Source organism: Moraxella sp. CTOTU48841 (assembly GCF_032061225.1).
In the GTDB taxonomy this organism is placed as follows: Bacteria; Pseudomonadota; Gammaproteobacteria; order Pseudomonadales; family Moraxellaceae; genus Faucicola; species Faucicola cinerea.
The window spans coordinates 110,615-128,877 of the sequence record NZ_DAMBFQ010000005.1 but is presented as its reverse complement, the minus strand read 5'-3'; the positions used below and the strand labels follow the sequence as shown (position 1 = coordinate 128,877).

Annotated in this window: 16 protein-coding genes and 2 tRNA genes (1 of these 18 cut by a window edge); 4 read left to right on the top strand and 14 right to left on the bottom strand. The window is 43.1% G+C overall.

Annotated features, from left to right (window positions below; translation table 11 throughout):
- The 7 genes from RT034_RS07260 to leuS all read right to left on the bottom strand — a co-directional run.
- A tRNA-Lys gene (locus RT034_RS07260) sits at nucleotides 1–55 on the bottom strand; it reaches 121 nt to the left of the window's first position.
- Between the two features lie 126 nt (nucleotides 56–181).
- Nucleotides 182–257: transfer RNA gene (locus RT034_RS07255), tRNA-Lys, on the bottom strand.
- 255 nt (nucleotides 258–512) lie between these two features.
- Nucleotides 513–2,492: a MacB family efflux pump subunit gene (locus RT034_RS07250; protein WP_313015566.1), complete on the bottom strand. Its 1,980-nt coding sequence runs from the start codon at nucleotides 2,490–2,492 to the stop codon at nucleotides 513–515.
- Nucleotides 2,493–2,588: 96 nt separating this feature from the next.
- Nucleotides 2,589–3,899 (bottom strand): efflux RND transporter periplasmic adaptor subunit, encoded by a 1,311-nt coding sequence (locus RT034_RS07245; protein WP_313015563.1) that lies wholly within the window; start codon nucleotides 3,897–3,899, stop codon nucleotides 2,589–2,591.
- A gap of 273 nt (nucleotides 3,900–4,172) precedes the next feature.
- Entirely contained in the window at nucleotides 4,173–5,192 is a 1,020-nt protein-coding gene (gene holA / locus RT034_RS07240) for a DNA polymerase III subunit delta (RefSeq protein ID WP_313015559.1), read from the bottom strand.
- Between the two features lie 19 nt (nucleotides 5,193–5,211).
- A complete protein-coding gene (locus RT034_RS07235; RefSeq protein ID WP_313015555.1) occupies nucleotides 5,212–5,778 on the bottom strand; it encodes an LPS-assembly lipoprotein LptE in 567 nt (188 codons plus the stop codon).
- A 116-nt stretch (nucleotides 5,779–5,894) separates the two neighbouring features.
- The gene (gene leuS / locus RT034_RS07230; RefSeq protein WP_313015552.1) at nucleotides 5,895–8,555 is read right to left on the bottom strand and encodes a leucine--tRNA ligase; all 2,661 of its coding nucleotides are present in this window, start codon (nucleotides 8,553–8,555) and stop codon (nucleotides 5,895–5,897) included.
- Between the two features lie 95 nt (nucleotides 8,556–8,650).
- On the opposite strand from leuS, the gene RT034_RS07225 reads away from it, so the two are divergent.
- Nucleotides 8,651–9,004 carry a Spx/MgsR family RNA polymerase-binding regulatory protein gene (locus tag RT034_RS07225; RefSeq protein ID WP_313015551.1) on the top strand — a complete coding sequence of 118 codons (354 nt, stop codon included), beginning with the start codon at nucleotides 8,651–8,653 and terminating at the stop codon, nucleotides 9,002–9,004.
- Between the two features lie 84 nt (nucleotides 9,005–9,088).
- Here RT034_RS07225 and ccoP read toward each other — a convergent pair whose 3' ends face one another.
- The 4 genes from ccoP to ccoN are packed head-to-tail and all read right to left on the bottom strand — an operon-like array spanning nucleotide 9,089 to nucleotide 12,537.
- On the bottom strand, nucleotides 9,089–10,267 hold the full coding sequence (gene ccoP / locus RT034_RS07220) for a cytochrome-c oxidase, cbb3-type subunit III (RefSeq protein ID WP_313015549.1): 1,179 nt from the start codon (nucleotides 10,265–10,267) through the stop codon (nucleotides 9,089–9,091).
- Nucleotides 10,264–10,437 (bottom strand): cbb3-type cytochrome oxidase subunit 3, encoded by a 174-nt coding sequence (locus tag RT034_RS07215; protein WP_065252991.1) that lies wholly within the window; start codon nucleotides 10,435–10,437, stop codon nucleotides 10,264–10,266. Before RT034_RS07215 ends, ccoP begins: the two co-directional genes overlap by 4 nt.
- On the bottom strand, nucleotides 10,437–11,054 hold the full coding sequence (ccoO, locus tag RT034_RS07210) for a cytochrome-c oxidase, cbb3-type subunit II (protein ID WP_007115906.1): 618 nt from the start codon (nucleotides 11,052–11,054) through the stop codon (nucleotides 10,437–10,439). Before ccoO ends, RT034_RS07215 begins: the two co-directional genes overlap by 1 nt.
- 10 nt (nucleotides 11,055–11,064) lie before the next feature.
- Nucleotides 11,065–12,537: a cytochrome-c oxidase, cbb3-type subunit I gene (gene ccoN, locus RT034_RS07205; protein ID WP_313015544.1), complete on the bottom strand. Its 1,473-nt coding sequence runs from the start codon at nucleotides 12,535–12,537 to the stop codon at nucleotides 11,065–11,067.
- Between the two features lie 523 nt (nucleotides 12,538–13,060).
- On the opposite strand from ccoN, the gene RT034_RS07200 reads away from it, so the two are divergent.
- Nucleotides 13,061–13,450, top strand: coding sequence for an SCP2 sterol-binding domain-containing protein (locus tag RT034_RS07200; protein WP_036597947.1), 390 nt, complete (start codon nucleotides 13,061–13,063; stop codon nucleotides 13,448–13,450).
- A 35-nt stretch (nucleotides 13,451–13,485) separates the two neighbouring features.
- On the opposite strand, the gene RT034_RS07195 is transcribed toward RT034_RS07200, so the two are convergent.
- Nucleotides 13,486–13,767, bottom strand: coding sequence for a hypothetical protein (locus RT034_RS07195; RefSeq protein WP_313015539.1), 282 nt, complete (start codon nucleotides 13,765–13,767; stop codon nucleotides 13,486–13,488).
- Between the two features lie 272 nt (nucleotides 13,768–14,039).
- Nucleotides 14,040–15,017 (bottom strand): hypothetical protein, encoded by a 978-nt coding sequence (locus tag RT034_RS07190; protein ID WP_313015535.1) that lies wholly within the window; start codon nucleotides 15,015–15,017, stop codon nucleotides 14,040–14,042.
- A 480-nt stretch (nucleotides 15,018–15,497) separates the two neighbouring features.
- Between RT034_RS07190 and RT034_RS07185 the strand changes: the two genes are divergently transcribed.
- Both RT034_RS07185 and lolD read left to right on the top strand, forming a co-directional pair.
- Nucleotides 15,498–16,733, top strand: a complete 1,236-nt coding sequence (locus tag RT034_RS07185) for a lipoprotein-releasing ABC transporter permease subunit (protein ID WP_313015530.1) — start codon at nucleotides 15,498–15,500, stop codon at nucleotides 16,731–16,733.
- A gap of 9 nt (nucleotides 16,734–16,742) precedes the next feature.
- Nucleotides 16,743–17,420 carry a lipoprotein-releasing ABC transporter ATP-binding protein LolD gene (lolD, locus tag RT034_RS07180; protein ID WP_007115912.1) on the top strand — a complete coding sequence of 226 codons (678 nt, stop codon included), beginning with the start codon at nucleotides 16,743–16,745 and terminating at the stop codon, nucleotides 17,418–17,420.
- Here the strand turns inward: lolD and RT034_RS07175 are convergent.
- Complete coding sequence (locus RT034_RS07175) at nucleotides 17,417–18,241, bottom strand: YdcF family protein (protein WP_313015525.1); 825 nt, start codon at nucleotides 18,239–18,241, stop codon at nucleotides 17,417–17,419. The two genes, lolD and RT034_RS07175, sit on opposite strands and share 4 nt — an antisense overlap.
- Nucleotides 18,242–18,263 lie beyond the last annotated feature (22 nt).

The following is an 18,263-nucleotide window of genomic DNA, read 5'->3' as shown; positions in this document are numbered from 1 at the left end:
AACGCGGGACCAATGGATTAAAAGTCCACTGCTCTACCAACTGAGCTAACGATCCTGAGAAGCGTTAAGAAAACGTCTGGTAGACGTTTTTAGCTTCGCAAGAGCAAATCTATGATTTGCTAAAGCAATCTTGATTTCACAAGTCAAATTCATAAAACGACATTGTCAAACTTTTACAATATGGTGGATCGTCCGCGACTCGAACGCGGGACCAATGGATTAAAAGTCCACTGCTCTACCAACTGAGCTAACGATCCAAAACTATTAAGGCAATAAAAAACGATTTTCCACGTTTTTATTTTGGCTATTGCCGTTAAGTGAGTGCATATTATACGCATTAAATCTTAGTTTGCAAGCCTTTTTGCACAAATTTTTTAACTAAAGATTGGCATCAAAATAGAGGGGTAAATTCATCAATTTATCATACCTTTAACTTATCTAGTGTTGATTAGATAAGTCTAATTAGATGGGTATTGACGAGCTAGATGATGACTAAATAGGTGATAAAATTTTTATTCACCACCCGATAAGGCATCAACAGGATTGAGTCTCGCGGCATTGCGCGCCGGAATAAACCCAAAAACCACACCAATGAGAGTGGAACATACCACAGCCGCTACAATGGAGGTGGTTGAATACACCACTTGGAAATTACCCCCTGCAAATTTGTTAATTAAAGCGCCGATGGCAAACGCTAGGCTAATGCCTAAAATCCCGCCCAAGATACACACTAAAATCGCTTCTATCAAAAACTGCTGCATGATATCAGATTGTCTTGCGCCCACTGCCATGCGCACACCAATTTCACTGGTGCGCTCGGTGACTGAGACGAGCATGATATTCATAACGCCAATACCCCCAACAATCAAAGAAATAATGGCTATCGACGAAACCAGTAATGTCATCGTACCTGTGGTGGATTCAATCGTCTGACGGATTGAATCGGAGTTTTGAATACGAAAGTCATCGGTGCCGTGTCGCTGCTCTATCAAATCAGAAACGGCTTGCTCAGCGGCACTAGACGAGATAGTGTTTTTTAGTAGCACAATAAAACTATCTACATGACTAGTACCAAGCATTCTACGCATTACAGTGGTATAAGGCATATATAGGGTAGGGGTGTCTGAACTTGGACCAAAAGCTTGCTCAGATGGCTGCAGCACACCGATGACACGAGCGGGCACACTACCCACCAACATCACTTCACCAATGGGGTCACTGACATTGGCAAAAAAGGCAGTTTTTGCATTATCATCAATAATCACATCTTGGGTCATCGAGGTAATACTATTGTCATTAAAGGTTTGCCCAAGCGCCAGTTTTTCCCCTTTCACCGTTAGATAATCTTTGCCCACGCCACTGACATTCACAGAAGCTTCTGTTTCACGGTAACGGGCGGTGGCGCTGCTGCTGACTTGTGGACTGACGCTTTGCACATACGGCTGTTCTGCGACAGCATTCGCATCGGCATCTGTCAAGTTGTCATCATGGTATTTACGGCGAGGGTCACCAAATTTATAGCCATCTCGTATGGTTAAAGTATTGGTCCCTAAGGAGCTAATATCATTGAGAATTTTTTGTTGAGAACCTTGCCCTAGACCCACTACCGATACCACAGAGGCAATACCAATGATAATACCTAACATGGTTAACAATGTCCGCATTTTATGGGCTTTCATCGCCAAAACAGACATCTTAAAGGCTTCAGATAAGCGGTCCAAAAACGCGGTAACACCAGATTTTTTGGCAAAATTTAGGTGTTGAACTTCAGTGGTTTTATCAAATCTATTGTCGGTATAATAATCTTTAAGAATCTGTCCGTCTTTGATTTCAATCACGCGTTCGGCTTGGGCAGCGATGGAAGGATCGTGGGTCACCATAATGATGGTATGACCTTGGCTATTTAGATTTCTCAAAATCGCCATCACGTCTTTACCCGATTGGCTATCTAATGCCCCAGTCGGTTCATCAGCCAGGATAATGTCGCCACCATTCATTAAGGCACGCGCAATAGATACACGCTGTTGTTGACCACCGGAGAGTTGGCTAGGGCGATTTTGGGTTTTTGCCCCAAGCCCTAAGTCGTCTAACAATTGGGTGGCGCGCGCTTCACGTTGCCGCACCGGCATCCCTGCATATACGGCAGGGACGGCGACATTGTCTTGGGCATTGATGTCACCGAGTAAATGATAGCGCTGAAAAATAAACCCAAAATGCTCACGGCGAAGCTCGGCAAGTTCGTCTGCGGTGAGTTTGTCCACCGCTTTGCCATAGATGTGGTAACTGCCCGCAGTCGCCTGATCTAAGCAGCCTAAGATATTCATTAAGGTGGATTTACCCGAGCCTGATTGACCAATAATTGCCACCATTTCGCCTTCATAAATGGTCAAGTCAATCCCATGTAAAACCCGAATTTTTTCATCACCTGCAGGAAATTCGCGGATTAAATCCTTCACTTCCATAACAGGTTGTTTGGTGTCTTGCGTTATCATCAGCCGTGTGTCTCACAGTTAGCATGCGTCATAGGGTTAGCATGCGTCATAGGTTACAATCAACGTTTCCAATCTAGGGTTATCATCTACCGATGACTACATCATCGGTGGACCACCCTTATTTTTAGACGATGAACTTGATTTACTCACCGTTGCTTGACCCACAACCACCTTATCACCTTGGTTGACGCCGCTAAGAATTTGGGTGGTAATACGATTGGTGACGCCTGTTTTGACCGCTTGTTTTTTGGTAGTACCATCAGCTTGTACGACTTCGACATAACTGCCCATTTTAGGGTCAGTTTTGATTGCCGCCGCCGGTACGCTAAGCACATTATTGACTTTATTTTCAACAATATAGACTTGCGCTGTCATGTTGATACGTAGCGCGCCATCGGGATTGGGGACAGTAAAATAGCCAATGTAATAAATTGCCGAATCCGTTGACGTCGATGAATCACTGGCGGTAGTGCCATCGGGCGCAGGTCCAATGGTCGACAGTGTGGCTTGGTATTTCTTATCTGGGCGTCCAATGATATTGAAATAAACAGGCAACCCTACTTTGAGGTTAACGACATCGGCTTCTGATATTTTGGCTTTCACGCGCACACTGCTCAAATCTGCCAATGTCACAATGGTGGGGGCTGATTGATTGGCATTCACCGTTTGCCCTTGTTTGGTGGTAATAGAAATCACCGTCCCTGACATCGGGGCAACAATTTGGCTATATCCAAGATTTTTTTCAGCCGTATTGACGTCCGTTTGCGATTTTTTTATGGTTTGTTGTGCACTCACAATATCGGCTTGCGATGAGGCAATATTTGCTTGAGCAGTCGCAATCGCTTGTTTGGCGCTGTCCACATTGGCTTGGGCTGTTTTGACAGCAGTATCCGCTTGCTCCAGCTCTTGTTTGGAGATGGCATTCATGGCAAGCAAGGATTTTAGGCGATTGTATTCTGTTTGCGATTGTTGCAAGGTCGCTATTTTACCTTTCAAGTCGGCTCGCGCTGTGGCAAGCGCGGCTTGTTTGGTCTGATAGGCGGACTTGGTACTTTCCAAATTTGCTTTGCTTTGCTGTAAGGTAGCTTGCTGCGTGGTTAAGGTATTTTGTAGGGTAACTGGGTCAATTTGAGCAATAACATCGCCTTTTTTGACCGTATCACCCACTTCAACATACAATTTTGTCACTTCCCCTGACACTTGAGCGCCCACATCCACTTGTTTAATGCCTTCAATTTTGCCCGTTGACATCACACTGTTCTCAATATCGCTACGTTCGACATTGGCGGTGATGTAATTGGGTTTTTGCGGTTTGGGTTTAAAGTACCAATAAGCTAACGCTGCCAGCGAAATAACGATCAAACTTAAGATTGCCCATTTGAGCCATTTTTTTTGGGTAGCGGTCATCGTGCCAAGCCTTATCAAGGGATAAACAATTGAGAAAAATTAAAAGTAAATAAACAAAGTTTTTTACCACTGAGCATTAAAAGCTAAATGAGAATAAATTGCAATAAAAATAGGGAAGTCGCAAGGATTTTTAATTATAACCACATAATCTTACTGGATTATAAAATGAATGTTATGAGTAAGAAAAACGCATTAAAAATTTGAGGGGGGTGGATTGTATGGTGTTTTGATGGGTGTCCTGTTTGAAAGGCTGCGGAGCATTTTTGAAAGCAACTAGTGAAATAGCGGTTGACCCGCTAGGCGAAAAGCGAGTTGGTAGAGCAGCTCCCAAGCCGGTTGTTGCAGCAGACCTTTGATGGCTTGGTCGGCTTGGTACAGTGCATCCGACCAGTTTCGGGTAGCGTCATGAGAATGACGATGCAGGGCTTTACTATACAGCTGTTGCTTACTTTGCCAAATGCCGAGACTTTGATAGCTTGCCCCTGATTGCAAGCTTAAGATATTGCGCATATCTTTGGCTATCATCCATAATACCAGACTCTCTGGTTCTTCACTGACTTTGAGTTGCTGCAAGATTTTTGCAACCTGCGCAGTATCACCTGCCAACATAGCATCCGATAAATCAAAGGTGGTAAACATAGATTGACTCACCAACCCATCAAACAGCTGAGGCTCATCGATGGTCACAAAATGGGTAGGGGGATTCGCATCTGTTGTAGCATAAAGATAGGAGAGTCGCCACAGACTTTGGTAAGCCGCCAGCAAATTATGCTGAGTTTGTGCCATCAGCATTTGCCAAGCGGGTTTGGTGAGTTCGAGCCCAAAGTCTTGCGCGTGTTGCTGTAGCAGTTGTTCGCGTTGCTGTTCTTGATAAAGATGACATTCGATGACCTGACCAAATTTATCGCAAAGTAAAAAAAACGCACTGTTTTGGCTTTTTTTATCGTATTTATCACTGATAATGACTAAGCAATTGCTCGGATTGCTTGTCGCAAATTGCGCTAATTCTGCCAACGCCTCTTTATCGGGTTTATGATTACCGTGAACGATAATGGCTTTGTTGTCGTCAAACAGTGACAGACTGTTCAGCTCTGCCAAAACCGCTTGCCATGATTTGGCGCTGGTAATATCCATGCGCGAAATTGCCATATTATGCTGCCGCCAATTGGGCGACATTTTTTCTATTAGCCACTGTGACAGCAAATCTTCATCGCCATGCAGTAGCCACAGCCCAGTGGCGGGGTCTTGGCTATTTTTGAGATGTTGAAAGGCATTTAAAAAATTGTACTGCATCAGCGTATTATCAATTAGGTTAGGGGGTAGTTGCGGTCGGCACTTTGGTGATTTTTGGAAGGCTCAGTGCGACATATTGGTCAGCAATACGCTGCGCCAGGTTGTCATACAACCATACTTTAATTTGCTCGGCTTGGGGATTGTCGGTCGCTACCACGCCTTGGTCGTACTGATAGCTGCGCTGTACTTGAATCGTATTGGTCAGCTTGCGGGGTTGACCATTTTCAATGGCGCGATAGCTTACCTCTGCGCTTAACACCATGCGAATTTCGGTCAAAATACCGCGTAGCTGGTAGTTTTGCAGGCGAATGTTTTTGACTTCAATACTGGCAGGCAAGGTAGTATTTGATTGGGTGGTTGCCTTGTTATCAATCACCCTATCTTGGGTATTGATGCTTAGCTGGTGGAGTTGTTTTTTTAACGAATTTTTGACCGCATAATCTTCTGGGCTATTGTGAAAAATCAGCTCAGTGGTCGGGATATTCTGTGACATGGGCGCATCATACCCGCGTAGATGAAAACCACAGGCAGGTAGCTGCGTCAGTAACACACTGCTTAGGAGGATACGAAGAAATGGCTGATTCATATAGTTACCTGTCTATGATTGTCGGTATTGCTTGTGATAACGCTTTATTATAAAGCTGCAAGATAAAGCTTTAAGGTAAAAAAGGGCTTAGGTTGCCAATAAGCCCTTGTAATCAATTAGGCTTTTACCACAATATTAACCAGTTTATTGGGCACCACGATTTCTTTGACGATATCGCCGGTGATAAATTTAGCGACGCTGTCGAGTTGTTTGGCTTCGGCTTTTAACCAATCGCTGTCACTGTTTGGCGCCACCTCCATTTGACCTCGGATTTTGCCGTTGACTTGCACCACTATGGTAATAGTGTCTTGTACCAAGGCTGAAGTATCAACGGTTGGATAGGTTAGCGTCATTACATCAATCCCTAACTCCTCAAGTAGGACTTCTGCCATGTGCGGCGCGTACATGGTGAGCAAGGTCAATAATGTTATAAGTGCTTCATTGGCTACCGCCAAATCGCTGTCTGAACGAATGTCAAACGCAGTGAGTTCGTTAGACAGCTCCATTAAAAATGACACAGGCGTATTGAGCGCCAAGTTTTTGCCAAACGCGTCATCTAATTTGCCGATCGTATCATGTGTTTTACGGCGTAAACTTTTAGCGGCTTTACTTAGCGACTGGGCGTCACTCACCGATAGCGTTGCTGCAGTTAAAGATTGTTGTGCCAATGTTTCAGCATGCTCGATAGTATAACGCCATACTTTTTTCAAAAAGTTATACGGACCTTTGAGCCCATCGTCAATCCATTCAAGCGTCTGGTCGACAGGCGCGGTAAACATGGTGTAAAGTCGAACCGTATCGGCGCCATATTGATCAATAGTGGCTTGGGGGTCGACACCATTGTTTTTTGACTTCGACATTTTTTCGATTTTGCCAATTTTGACAGGCTGACCATCGGCTTTTAAGGTCGCTTCGATAGGCTGACCTTTATCGTTGTAGCGGATATCAACTTCTTCTGGAAAGTAATAGGATTTGCTGCCATCGGCATTTTCGCGAAGATAAGTACCCGCCAAGACCATGCCTTGGGTGAGTAAATTAGCAAAGGGTTCATCACCCTGCACCAAGCCTTCATCACGCATAAGTTTGTGGAAAAAACGCGCATACAGTAAATGCAACACGGCGTGCTCAACACCGCCTACATATTGATCTACAGGTAGCCATTTATCGGCTGCGACTTTATTAATCATCCCATCGGTATAATTGGGTGAGGCAAAACGCGCGTAATACCAGCTTGATTCTACAAAAGTATCAAAGGTATCGGTTTCACGTTTGGCAGGCTTACCGCAACATGGGCAGTTGACATCGGTAAATGAAGCAAGATTGTTGAGGGGATTGCCGCGTCCATCGGGCACCACATCTAAGGGTAATACCACAGGCAGCTGATTTTCAGGAACAGGTACTGTACCGCAGTCGGCGCAGTTGATAACCGGAATTGGGCAACCCCAATAACGCTGGCGAGATACTCCCCAATCGCGTAGCCGATAATTAATGGTTTTTTTACCCAAGCCTTTTGGCTCAAGTTGGGTTAAAATTTTGTCAAAGGCTTGTTTAAAATTTAAACCGTCTAACTCACCCGAGTTAATAGCCACGCCATTTTGCTTATCGCCATACCAGTCTTGCCAAGTGGTCGCATCAAACTCATGACCTTGCTTATGGTTTTCGTCTAGGTCAATCACTTGTTTGATAGGTAACTGGTATTTATTGGCAAATTCAAAGTCGCGTTCATCATGCGCAGGGACTGCCATGACAGCGCCAGAACCGTAGCTCATTAAGACGTAGTTAGCGACCCAAACAGGCACTTGCTCACCGGTCAACGGATGGATGACAGTCAGACCCGTATCCATACCCATTTTTTCAGCTTTGGCTAAGTCTGCTTCGGCAACTGAGCCTTTTTTGCAGGCTTCAATAAAGCTTTGTAGGGCAGGATTGGTCGCGGCAGCGTGTTTTGCTAGTGGGTGCTCAGCTGCCACCGATACATAAGTCACACCCATTAAGGTATCTGGGCGGGTAGTGAATACATTTAGGGTTTTTTCTTCACCATTTAAGATATAGGGGAAATGAATTTCCATGCCTTCAGAGCGACCAATCCAGTTGCGCTGCATGGTAATTACTTGCTGTGGCCAATGACCTTCGAGCTTATCTAAATCATTTAACAGCTCGTCTGCATAGGCGGTGATGTTAAAGTAGTACATGGGGATTTCGCGTTTTTCAATTAGCGCACCTGAGCGCCAACCGCGACCATCCACCACTTGCTCATTGGCAAGGACGGTATTATCAACAGGGTCCCAATTCACCGTTGAGAGTTTTTTGTATACCAAACCTTTTTTGAACAGTTGTACAAATAGCCATTGTTCCCACTTGTAATACTCTGGCGTACAAGTAGCAAATTCACGTGACCAGTCAATCGATAGTCCTAATGATTTAAGCTGTGCGCGCATGTTATCAATGTTTGAAAACGTCCACGCAGCAGGGGCGACAGCGTTGGCAATCGCCGCATTCTCTGCAGGCATACCAAACGCATCCCAGCCCATTGGTTGCAACACTTCATAACCTTTTAACCGATAGTAACGACTCAACACATCACTAATCGTGTAGTTGCGCACATGCCCCATATGCAGCTTACCACTGGGGTAAGGAAACATAGACAGCAAATAACGTGACGGCTTATCTGATGCCGCATTATTTACTTGATAGCGATTTTGCTGTTCCCATTTTTGTTGTTGGGCGGGCTCAATCTCTTGGGGTCGGTATTGACTGGTTAAAGCTGAATTACTCATAATGGTCTGAATTTGTAGTATTTGAATGGGAAGGTATTTTAAGCCCCATAGCATAGCGTAAAACCGTAAAAATTGCGATAAAAAAAGGAGGCAATATGAGCATCACCATCTACGGTATCAAAAATTGTAGCACCATGAAAAAGGCGTTTGATAAATTAACTGCACTGGGTTTGGAGTATGAATTTTTTGACTATAAAAAACAGGCGATAAATAAACCGACATTAGCCCATTGGGTCGAAACAGTTGGTATTGACAAAATCATAAATACCAAAGGCACAACCTACCGCAACCTTAGCGATGCGCAAAAAGCCCAAATAAAGCAAGATGTGGATGCTGCGTTAGATATGATGGTAGCTAAGCCAAGTATAATTAAGCGCCCGATTGTTGTCTCAGACAATGAGTTAATGATTGGTTTTGATGAAACTGCCTTTGAAAAACTAGGCATGTAAAACTAGGCAAGTAAATAGGGACAAATCAATCGCCAATAAAAAAGCGAGTGATTAAAACTCGCTTTTTTAAGTGGCGGGTAAAAATTATTTTACCGCACTAGCCACCGCAGATTTTACCGCATTTGCAGTTTCAACTGGGGTAGAAGCTGCACCACGTTCTTTATTGACGATAGTTTGTGGCGTCATCACAGAAGCGTCTTGTTTGTGATCGCTTAATGAATAAACATACGCTGCCAATAACATAATACGCTCGTTACCCAGTTTGGTATCCCAATGTGGCATCACACCGGCACGACCGTTACGTAACGTAGTACGAACCGTTTCACGGTCGCCACCATATAACCAAGTGTCATCCGTAAGATTCAACGCACCGACATCATGATTACCTTTGGCATCTTTACCGTGACATACCGCACAGTTGGTATCAAAAATAGCCTTGCCTTGATTAACCAAAGTTTGGTTCAACTGACCATTTTCTTTTGAACCATGACCGGGTGATAGCGAGAGTACGTACTCAGCAGCGGCGCGAACACCGTCTTCACCAATCTGCGCTTTCCAAGCTGGCATACCACCGACGCGACCATGATTAAGGGTTAACAAGATTTTATCGGGTGTACCGCCATAAATCCAGTCATTGTCTGTCAAGTTTGGATAACCCGGTGCACCATGCGCTTGTGAGCCATGACACACTGAACAGTTTTGTAAGAACAAACGCTGACCAATTTTAATCGCTTGCGGATCTTGAGAAAGTTTTAGAACGGCAGGTGCCAGCCCTACAATACCTTTATCAATCTGCGATTTTAATTCGGCATTCGGTTCTGCATTTTTAGCTTGCTGTGCTTGTAATTTAGCAAGGCTATCAATTTGTGCCGTTACTGCTTTGTCTTTTAAGATTTTATCATTGAACGTGCCAGTAAATACGGCATTATTGCGCTCAAGATCGGATGCTAATTCATTAGCACTGGTCCAAGGAACATCTTGACCATCTACTTTTACCGTAGTGATACCTTTCCATGAGCCTGGCATTACTGATGGGAACAATAGCATGTATAGCAGTGCCCAAGCTAATGTACCCCAAAAGATTGCTAACCACCATTTTGGTAATGGACGGTCAAACTCTTGGATACCATCGTATTCATGGCCTGTGGTACCGTCATCCGACATGTTTGGGCGATAACCCAATACACCGACTAACCAGCACAAAATCCAAGCCCAACAAGCGATGGAAAATAGGGTTATCCAAAAACTCCAAAATCCACTCATTTTTTATCCTTATTGCGTTGTGATGCTTCTGTTAGGTCTTCGTCATCTAACGCAAGTTTTGCATCTTCTTCAAACCGTTTGCGATTCTTTGGCGAGTAAGCCCACCAAACAATCGCAATAAAAGCGATAAACGCTGCGACCGTTGCGATACTGTGTAATGTGCCCAACATTAACGTTGACCTTTCATTGCAGTGCCCAGTTGTTGTAAATATGCAACAACAGCATCGAGCTCAGTTTTACCTTGTACCGCATCAGGTGCACCTGCAATATCAGCATCGCTATATGGCACACCAAAATGGTCACGGAAAAGACGCATTTTTGCTTGTACTTCTCCAGGGTTAACGTCATTTTTTGCTAACCAAGCAAATGATGGCATCACAGACTCAGGTACCAATGATTGTGGGTTAATCAAATGTTCACGTTGCCAGTCATCAGAATAGCGTCCGCCCACACGCGCAAGATCAGGTCCAGTACGTTTAGAACCCCATAAGAAGGGATGATCCCAAGCGGATTCAGCAGCGCGCGAATAAGGTCCATAGCGTTCCACTTCAGCCCGAAGAGGACGAACCATTTGGGTATGACAGACGTGACAGCCTTCACGAATATAAATATCACGACCTTCTAATTCAAGTGCGGTCCATGGCTTCATATTGGGCAAAGGTTGGTTAACTTCTTTGGTATAAATCAATGGCACGATTTCTACCAAAGTCGCAAAACTAATAGCTACAACGATTAGGATAAGTAGAAGACCCGTGTTTTTTTCAATAATTTCATGATTGAGTTGCATGAGTCTCTCCTTAAATCTGTTTTACGGTAGCAGTTTCTACTACAGGTGTAGTGGTATCCGCTACTTCAACAGTTTTAGTGCTTGGCATCGTGATAGTTTTGTAGACGTTGTAAGCCATAACGACCATACCTGTGACATACAATAAACCACCAAATGCACGACCAATGTAAGGATAGTGCGAGAACAAGACAGTATCAACGAAACTATACACCAGCGTTCCATCTGGATTTGTAGCACGCCACATCATACCTTGACCAATACCTGAAATCCAAAGCGATACGATGTAGAAAATAGTACCTGCCGTAGCCAGCCAAAAATGCGTGGTGATTAAGTCAGTTGAATACATTTTTTGTTTGTTCCAAATACGTGGAATCAATACATATAATGAACCAACCGTAATCATACCAACCCAGCCTAACGCACCAGAATGCACGTGACCAACGGTCCAGTCAGTATTGTGGGATAACGCATTGACGGTTTTGATTGACATCATCGGACCTTCAAACGTTGACATCGCATAGAATGACAGTGCAACAATCAAGAAACGAATAATAGGGTCTGTGCGAAGTTTATCCCAGCTACCAGATAAGGTAAGTACACCATTAATCATACCGCCCCATGAAGGCGCAAATAAAATGATAGAAAATACCATACCTAAAGACTGTGCCCAGTCAGGGAGTGCTGAATAATGAAGATGGTGACCACCCGCCCACATATAAGACGCGATTAACGCCCAAAAGTGGATAATAGATAAACGATAGGAGTAAACAGGACGACCGATTTGTACAGGCACAAAGTAATACATCATACCCAAAAATGCGGCTGTTAAGTAAAAACCTACGGCGTTGTGACCATACCACCATTGCACCATAGCGTCAGTCGCACCGCCAAACAATGAATATGACTTCCAAAAGCTCAGAGGGATTGACATACTATTGACAATATGCAGTAACGCAATAGTCAAAATAAATGCAGCAAAGAACCAGTTAGCAACGTAGATATGCGAGGTTTTGCGTTTCAATAATGTACCAAAAAACACAATAGCATAAGATATCCACACCACGGCAATTAAGATATCAATGGGCCATTCAAGCTCAGCATATTCTTTGGCTGAGGTTAAACCCAAGGGTAGGGTAATAATTGCGCCAATAATAACAAGATTCCATCCCCAAAAGGTGAACCAGGCTAGATAAGGTGCGAATAAACGCGTTTTACACGTTCTTTGAACGATATAATATGAAGTTGCGAATAACGCACAACCACCAAATGCAAAAATCACCGCGTTGGTGTGCAATGGACGCAAGTGGCTAAATGTTAGCCAAGGGATACCAAAATTGAGGGCAGGCCATGCCAATTGTGATGCAATGAACACCCCAATTGCCATACCGATAATACCATATACTACCGCCATGATTGAGAACAACTTAATGATGTCCACTTCATAATCATCGGTAATAGGTATTGCTGTGTTTTGTAAATTCATTCGATGATTTCCTTTACAGCCTATATTATCAACAAGTTTAAGCAGAAATCTCCTTTGTGCCTGTCAATAAAACTATCAGGTCAGATACGTTGGCACTAGTTATTTTTTTATAAGATAGGCTAACTGTTTAGTGGCTAGTTTCACGATGAATTTTAAAGAAATTAGCGGCTAAATCTTGACGCAAAACAGTAAATTTACAAGCAGTAAAATAGGCTCAAACTCACGATTCTCACCAAGTATTGTAACTTAATCTTTGCTAAATATCATCTAATGTAACGTTCATAGCGCAAAAAAAAATTACACACCAACTATTATAATATGAAAAATAAAAAAAACCATGTAAATTGTGGGGATTTTTTTAACATCCCATACACTATCTAGTAACAATGCTAAAAATGGTTAACCGAGCGCCATTATCGTTGTTCTAAAAATGGGTTTATTATGCGTTAGAGAATTGTCATTCTTACAAAATCTCGGTAAGATGCACAAGTTCTAATACAACTAACGATAATGAGGATTTAAAATGGCTAAAATTTTAACACAAGAATGGTTCGATAAAGTTGACGAATTAACCAACAAAGCAGGTGACCTAAATCTCCCACCCGCGATTAAAAATATGTCGATTAATTTACAAGTCACCGATAGCGACAATCAAGAAGTCAATGCAGCTTTTTATGATGGGACAATTCATCAGGGTTTGAAAGATGGCGCTTTAACCACCTTAAAACTGGATGCCGATACCTTAAAAGCGATATTTTTAGATCGTGATATGAACCGTGCGATGGAAGCCTTTATGTCTGGAAAAATCCGCGTTGAAGGCGATATGGGACAGTTAATGTCTATCCAAACTGCAAGCCCAAGCGCTGAGCAAAAACAGCTTTTCAAAGACATCTTAGCCAATACACAAGTGTAATCGGGCTTATCAAATAATTTTGGATATTGTGAGCATTATCCGTGTGTTAACCGAAATATCACTAACACCCCGAGCACAAAGAAAATCATCGATAATATTCGGTGATTTTTTTTATCACGTGCTTGGGTGGGGTACAGTAATAAACCTGTGGTATAAACCATCAGATCATTGACTGGGCTAGTTTGAGTGGCTAAGGTGGTTTGAGCTGCTAAGGTCGTTTGAGCAGATAGTGGGGGTGAGCTGTGATTTACCAATCCAGTCTGGGCTTGGATAGCGTCTGAAGTAGAAACTGCGGATTTAGTCGACTGATTTGGCATGGGTCATCTTCCCAAAATAACTGATATAACACTCATAAACGTTAATGGCTGATATTGGGTAGGCTGTTGAGCCGCTATAGAATTTATGACGTTGATTGATAAAAATTGATTAAAATCAAATTTAAAATAACGATAATATAAAATTATAGTCAATTCAATGAATTAAATAAAATAAAGGGCAAAATTTACATTTATTTACAAAATAACAAAGCCACTGTCATAATCGGCAGTGGCTTCAAGAAAATTAATCAATAATCTTACAAGGGAAAGGCTTAAAACGCTCTATAATTGGTGGCTGCTTTTTTCTGGTTTTCCGTAAAAATAGTCCCCTGTAGCCAAATATTGGCTTGAATATAGTCATTGACTTGAATGGTCGCATCGATGTTATCGGCGTTGACCGCTAAACGAATAACAACAGGATTATCAAGGCTTTCACGTAATATCACTACATCCAGCAATACAAAGTCAACGCCGTTAAAGCTGGTAGTCTGTTTGCCAATAATTTGACCTTGACACCAGGCTTCATCTTGTTGACCGATGGTTTCACCAAATAAATAAGCACACATGTGACCGACGTTGATTTCAATTGGCTCCAGCGGCAGGTCGTTTTCGCTAGGTTGCCAAGCGGCGATTTGGGCTTCAAGGTCTTTTGGGGCAACGTTATTATTTTTGGTCAAAATATCATTAAAGGCGCGGTGATAGCGAATCGCTTCAGGCTCATCAACCACAATAGTTTCTGAGCGGTTACTCAAGCTTACGCTGTAAGCAAATGCACTCAGATTGATTAAGTAGCGGTGATTTTTTTCATAGTTGTGCGCATTGATGGCATAATACTGGTCAAATACATACAGCACGGTATTGTCATCAGTTTTTAAGCGCAAAATCGCCTCTATCTGATTGTCACATTTATAGACCCCTTCAATAGTGACCCATTGCCCATACGGGCTATTGACACAAGGAAACGCATTAATCAAACGTTTGGGTGAGCGATTGCTATCAATTTCAATCACTTGATTGATATGAATTGGCTGATTACCCGATAGTAAAATATGCGAAGACGTGGCGTTGGTAGTCTTTAGTGGGGTAGGCATGGTGGCAGTATCAATATGCGATTGCAACCAATTTGGGACGTCATCGGGAATATTGTTGGTAAAACATGACCAGTGATCTGCATGACCAACCGCTTGATCACAGTTTAGACTAATCGTATTGGGGGCATTTGAAGAAGGGGGTTGGTGAGTATTGGTCATAAGACGTCCTTTAAGTAACAACAGGTTTATCAGTAACAACAGGCTTATGTTGCAAACACACTGAATAAACTAAACAGCTGTCACGATATTTATCAAAATTTTAATGATTACATTATCAGCTATCAATAGGCTAATATGAGCCTTCAAATCATCCCGATTAAATCAACGAGTATCAGCTATTAACCTATCTGTTAACAATGGATTAACCCTTGATTAAACAGGGATGAAATTTAATTCTGCTATGTTAATGGGGACATGCAGAATTTTTTCACCTTATTTTGCTTAAAACATCCACAATTTATTGCGCAGATATGTTTGATTCTGCGAATTTTTAGCAAAATTGCAAAAAAACTTTTGCCAAAACGGTAAAAAAATGTGTCAGACTAACACGCTTTTAGCAGGATTGAATAATAGTTTTAGACATAAGCTATTTCATTGCCTGCTTGTATCATCAAAATAGTGATAATTTTTAGGAATGCTATGTTTCGACCGTTGGCTTTGTTTTTGGGATTACGGTATACCCGTGCTGAGCGAAGTAACCGATTTATTTCTTTTATTTCTTTGATTTCAATGGTGGGTTTGACGCTTGGCGTCGCTGTGCTCATTACCGTGTTATCGGTGATGAATGGCTTTGACCGCGAACTCAAGAGTCGTATTTTGGGCATGGTGCCGCAAGCCACTGTCACTGCCAGTGAAATTATCCCAAACTGGCAGACACTGGCGCAAACCATTCAAAAAAACCCCAAAGTTGAAGCCGTCGCACCTTTTATCCAATTACAGGGTATGCTCACCGCGAATGGACAAGTCGCAGGTATCATGGTGACAGGTATTGAGCCAAGCTATGAGAAAAAAGTCTCGATTATTCATCAGCATATGGAAAGTGGTAGTGTCGATAGTCTAAAAGCAGGTCAATTTGACATTGTGATTGGCAAGCAAATGGCGGATTCACTGGGGGTGAAACAAGGCGATATGGTCACCTTGGTGTTGCCAGAAGCTTCGCCATCGCCTGCTGGCGTGATTCCGCGCTTCAAGCGTTTTACCGTCACTGGGGTGTATGACATCAGCCCCGAAGTCAACAATATTATGGCATTCATCCCAATGAGTGATGCGGCTACGTTATTGCGTCTGCCTGCGGGAGCGCAAGGTATTCGCATGAAATTAAAGGATTTGTTTGCCGCACCACAAGTGGCTCAGCAAGCCGCGAGCCTTGCACCCAATATGCTTATACCTAGTGACTGGACATCGACGCATGGGAATTTATTTGGTGCGATTCAAATGGAAAAAGCCATGGTGGGGTTATTGCTGTTTTTGATTATTTTGGTTGCTGCATTTAACATTGTCTCATCCTTGGTGATGCTGGTGACTGATAAAAAGGCGGACATTGCGATTTTAAAAACCTTTGGTGCGTCGCCTAAGCTCATCACCCAAGTATTTATGGTGCAAGGATTGTTTATTGGGGTGATTGGTACCGTCGCGGGAACTATTTTGGGCGTGATTTTAGCGTTGACCGTGAGCGATGTGGTAGGCGGTATCAATAGTTTATTTGGGTTACATTTATTTGATGCGTATTTTGTCAACTATTTACCTTCACAACTTGAATGGAAAGACGTATCCATCATCGTGGCAGCCTCACTGGTAATAAGTTTTGTGGCAACCATTTACCCAGCACGCCGAGCAGCTAGCATTCAACCGGCTCAAACATTGCGTTATGAATAGGAGTGAGCCATGACGGCGATTTTAACAGGAAACAATATCACCAAGACCTATCAAGATGGTAAAACCACCACGAATGTGCTCAATCATTTGGATATCAGTATTAACAGTGGCGAGCGCATCGCCATTGTTGGCACTAGCGGGTCGGGTAAAAGTACCTTGCTACATATCTTAGGTGGCTTAGATGTGCCGACCAGTGGGGAAGTTTGGTTACATGGGCAACGCATCAATGATCTGAATGAAACCCAGCGCGGTGAGCTTCGTAATCAGCATTTGGGCTTTATTTATCAGTTTCACCATTTGTTAGCGGAGTTTACTGCCATTGAAAATGTGGCAATGCCGCTATTGATGCGAAAAGCAGTGCCAATCGCAGTAGCGCGTCAACAGTCTATTGAATTATTGGAAAAAGTAGGGCTGGGGCATCGGCTGACCCATCGCCCAGGCGAGCTGTCTGGCGGTGAACGTCAACGTGTAGCGATTGCTAGGGCGCTGGTGACAAAGCCTTCATTAATACTGGCTGATGAGCCCACAGGGAACTTAGACTACGCCAATGCGCAGGCGGTGTTTGAAATCCTCTCAGAACTACAAAAAGATTTTAATACCGCGCTGTTGATGGTCACCCATGACCGGCAATTGGCACAGTTAGCGGATAAGCAATTGGCCTTACAAAATGGCACGTGGGTGGCTTAATACTCATCGAGTAGCCAACCGCTGATAAAAGCAAAGTATTCGCGAAACCACACATTTGGACGGATATACCAAGGGGTGTCAGACCCGACCACCTGTAAATTGGTATATCCTTGTCGTTTGCCAATAAGGCTTGCGCGCAAGGTGTGAAAATCACTGGTGACTGCGATTATCGGCTGATTTAAGGCAATCCCTTGCTGTGCCAAAATCTTTTTACTATGGATAAAGTTAAGCTCGGTACTGGTGCTTTGTTCTTCAAGCGCAATATGCGCCAAGCTGATGCCATAGGTGTCATGTAAATAGTCCGCCATCGCTTTGGCTTCACTGACATCCTCCCCCGCATCAAAACCACCACTGGTTATCACAAGTGCGTTTGCAAAACGCTTGATGACTTCAGATGCTTTATCCAAACGCAGTTTTACCGCATCGGTCGGCTTATTATCTTTTGTTCCGCCACCTAAGACAATAATCGCTTGCGCTGCTTTAGGATGGTTATCGGTGTTAAAGTGCTGTTTTAAATAGCTGACAAAGACACAAAAACTTATTAACCAGACAAAAAATAGTAGCCAAACCAGCTGCCATAATTTTTTTAATGACGGCTGTGACGCCAAATAAAGTTGGATACGTTCCCAGTACACCGCATGGCCTAAAAAAATTAGCCCTATGCCCAATGGCACTAGGGTGCCAATATGAAAAACACGATTGGCCAGCAATAGCCCGCAGTCAACAACCAGTATCAATCCTGCAATCCCTAGACTGATTTGAATACTTTTTTTGCCGAACACTGAGGCATTGTCATTGCCGCTACTAAATTGAGTCAACATCGATTAATAATTTCCAAAAGTT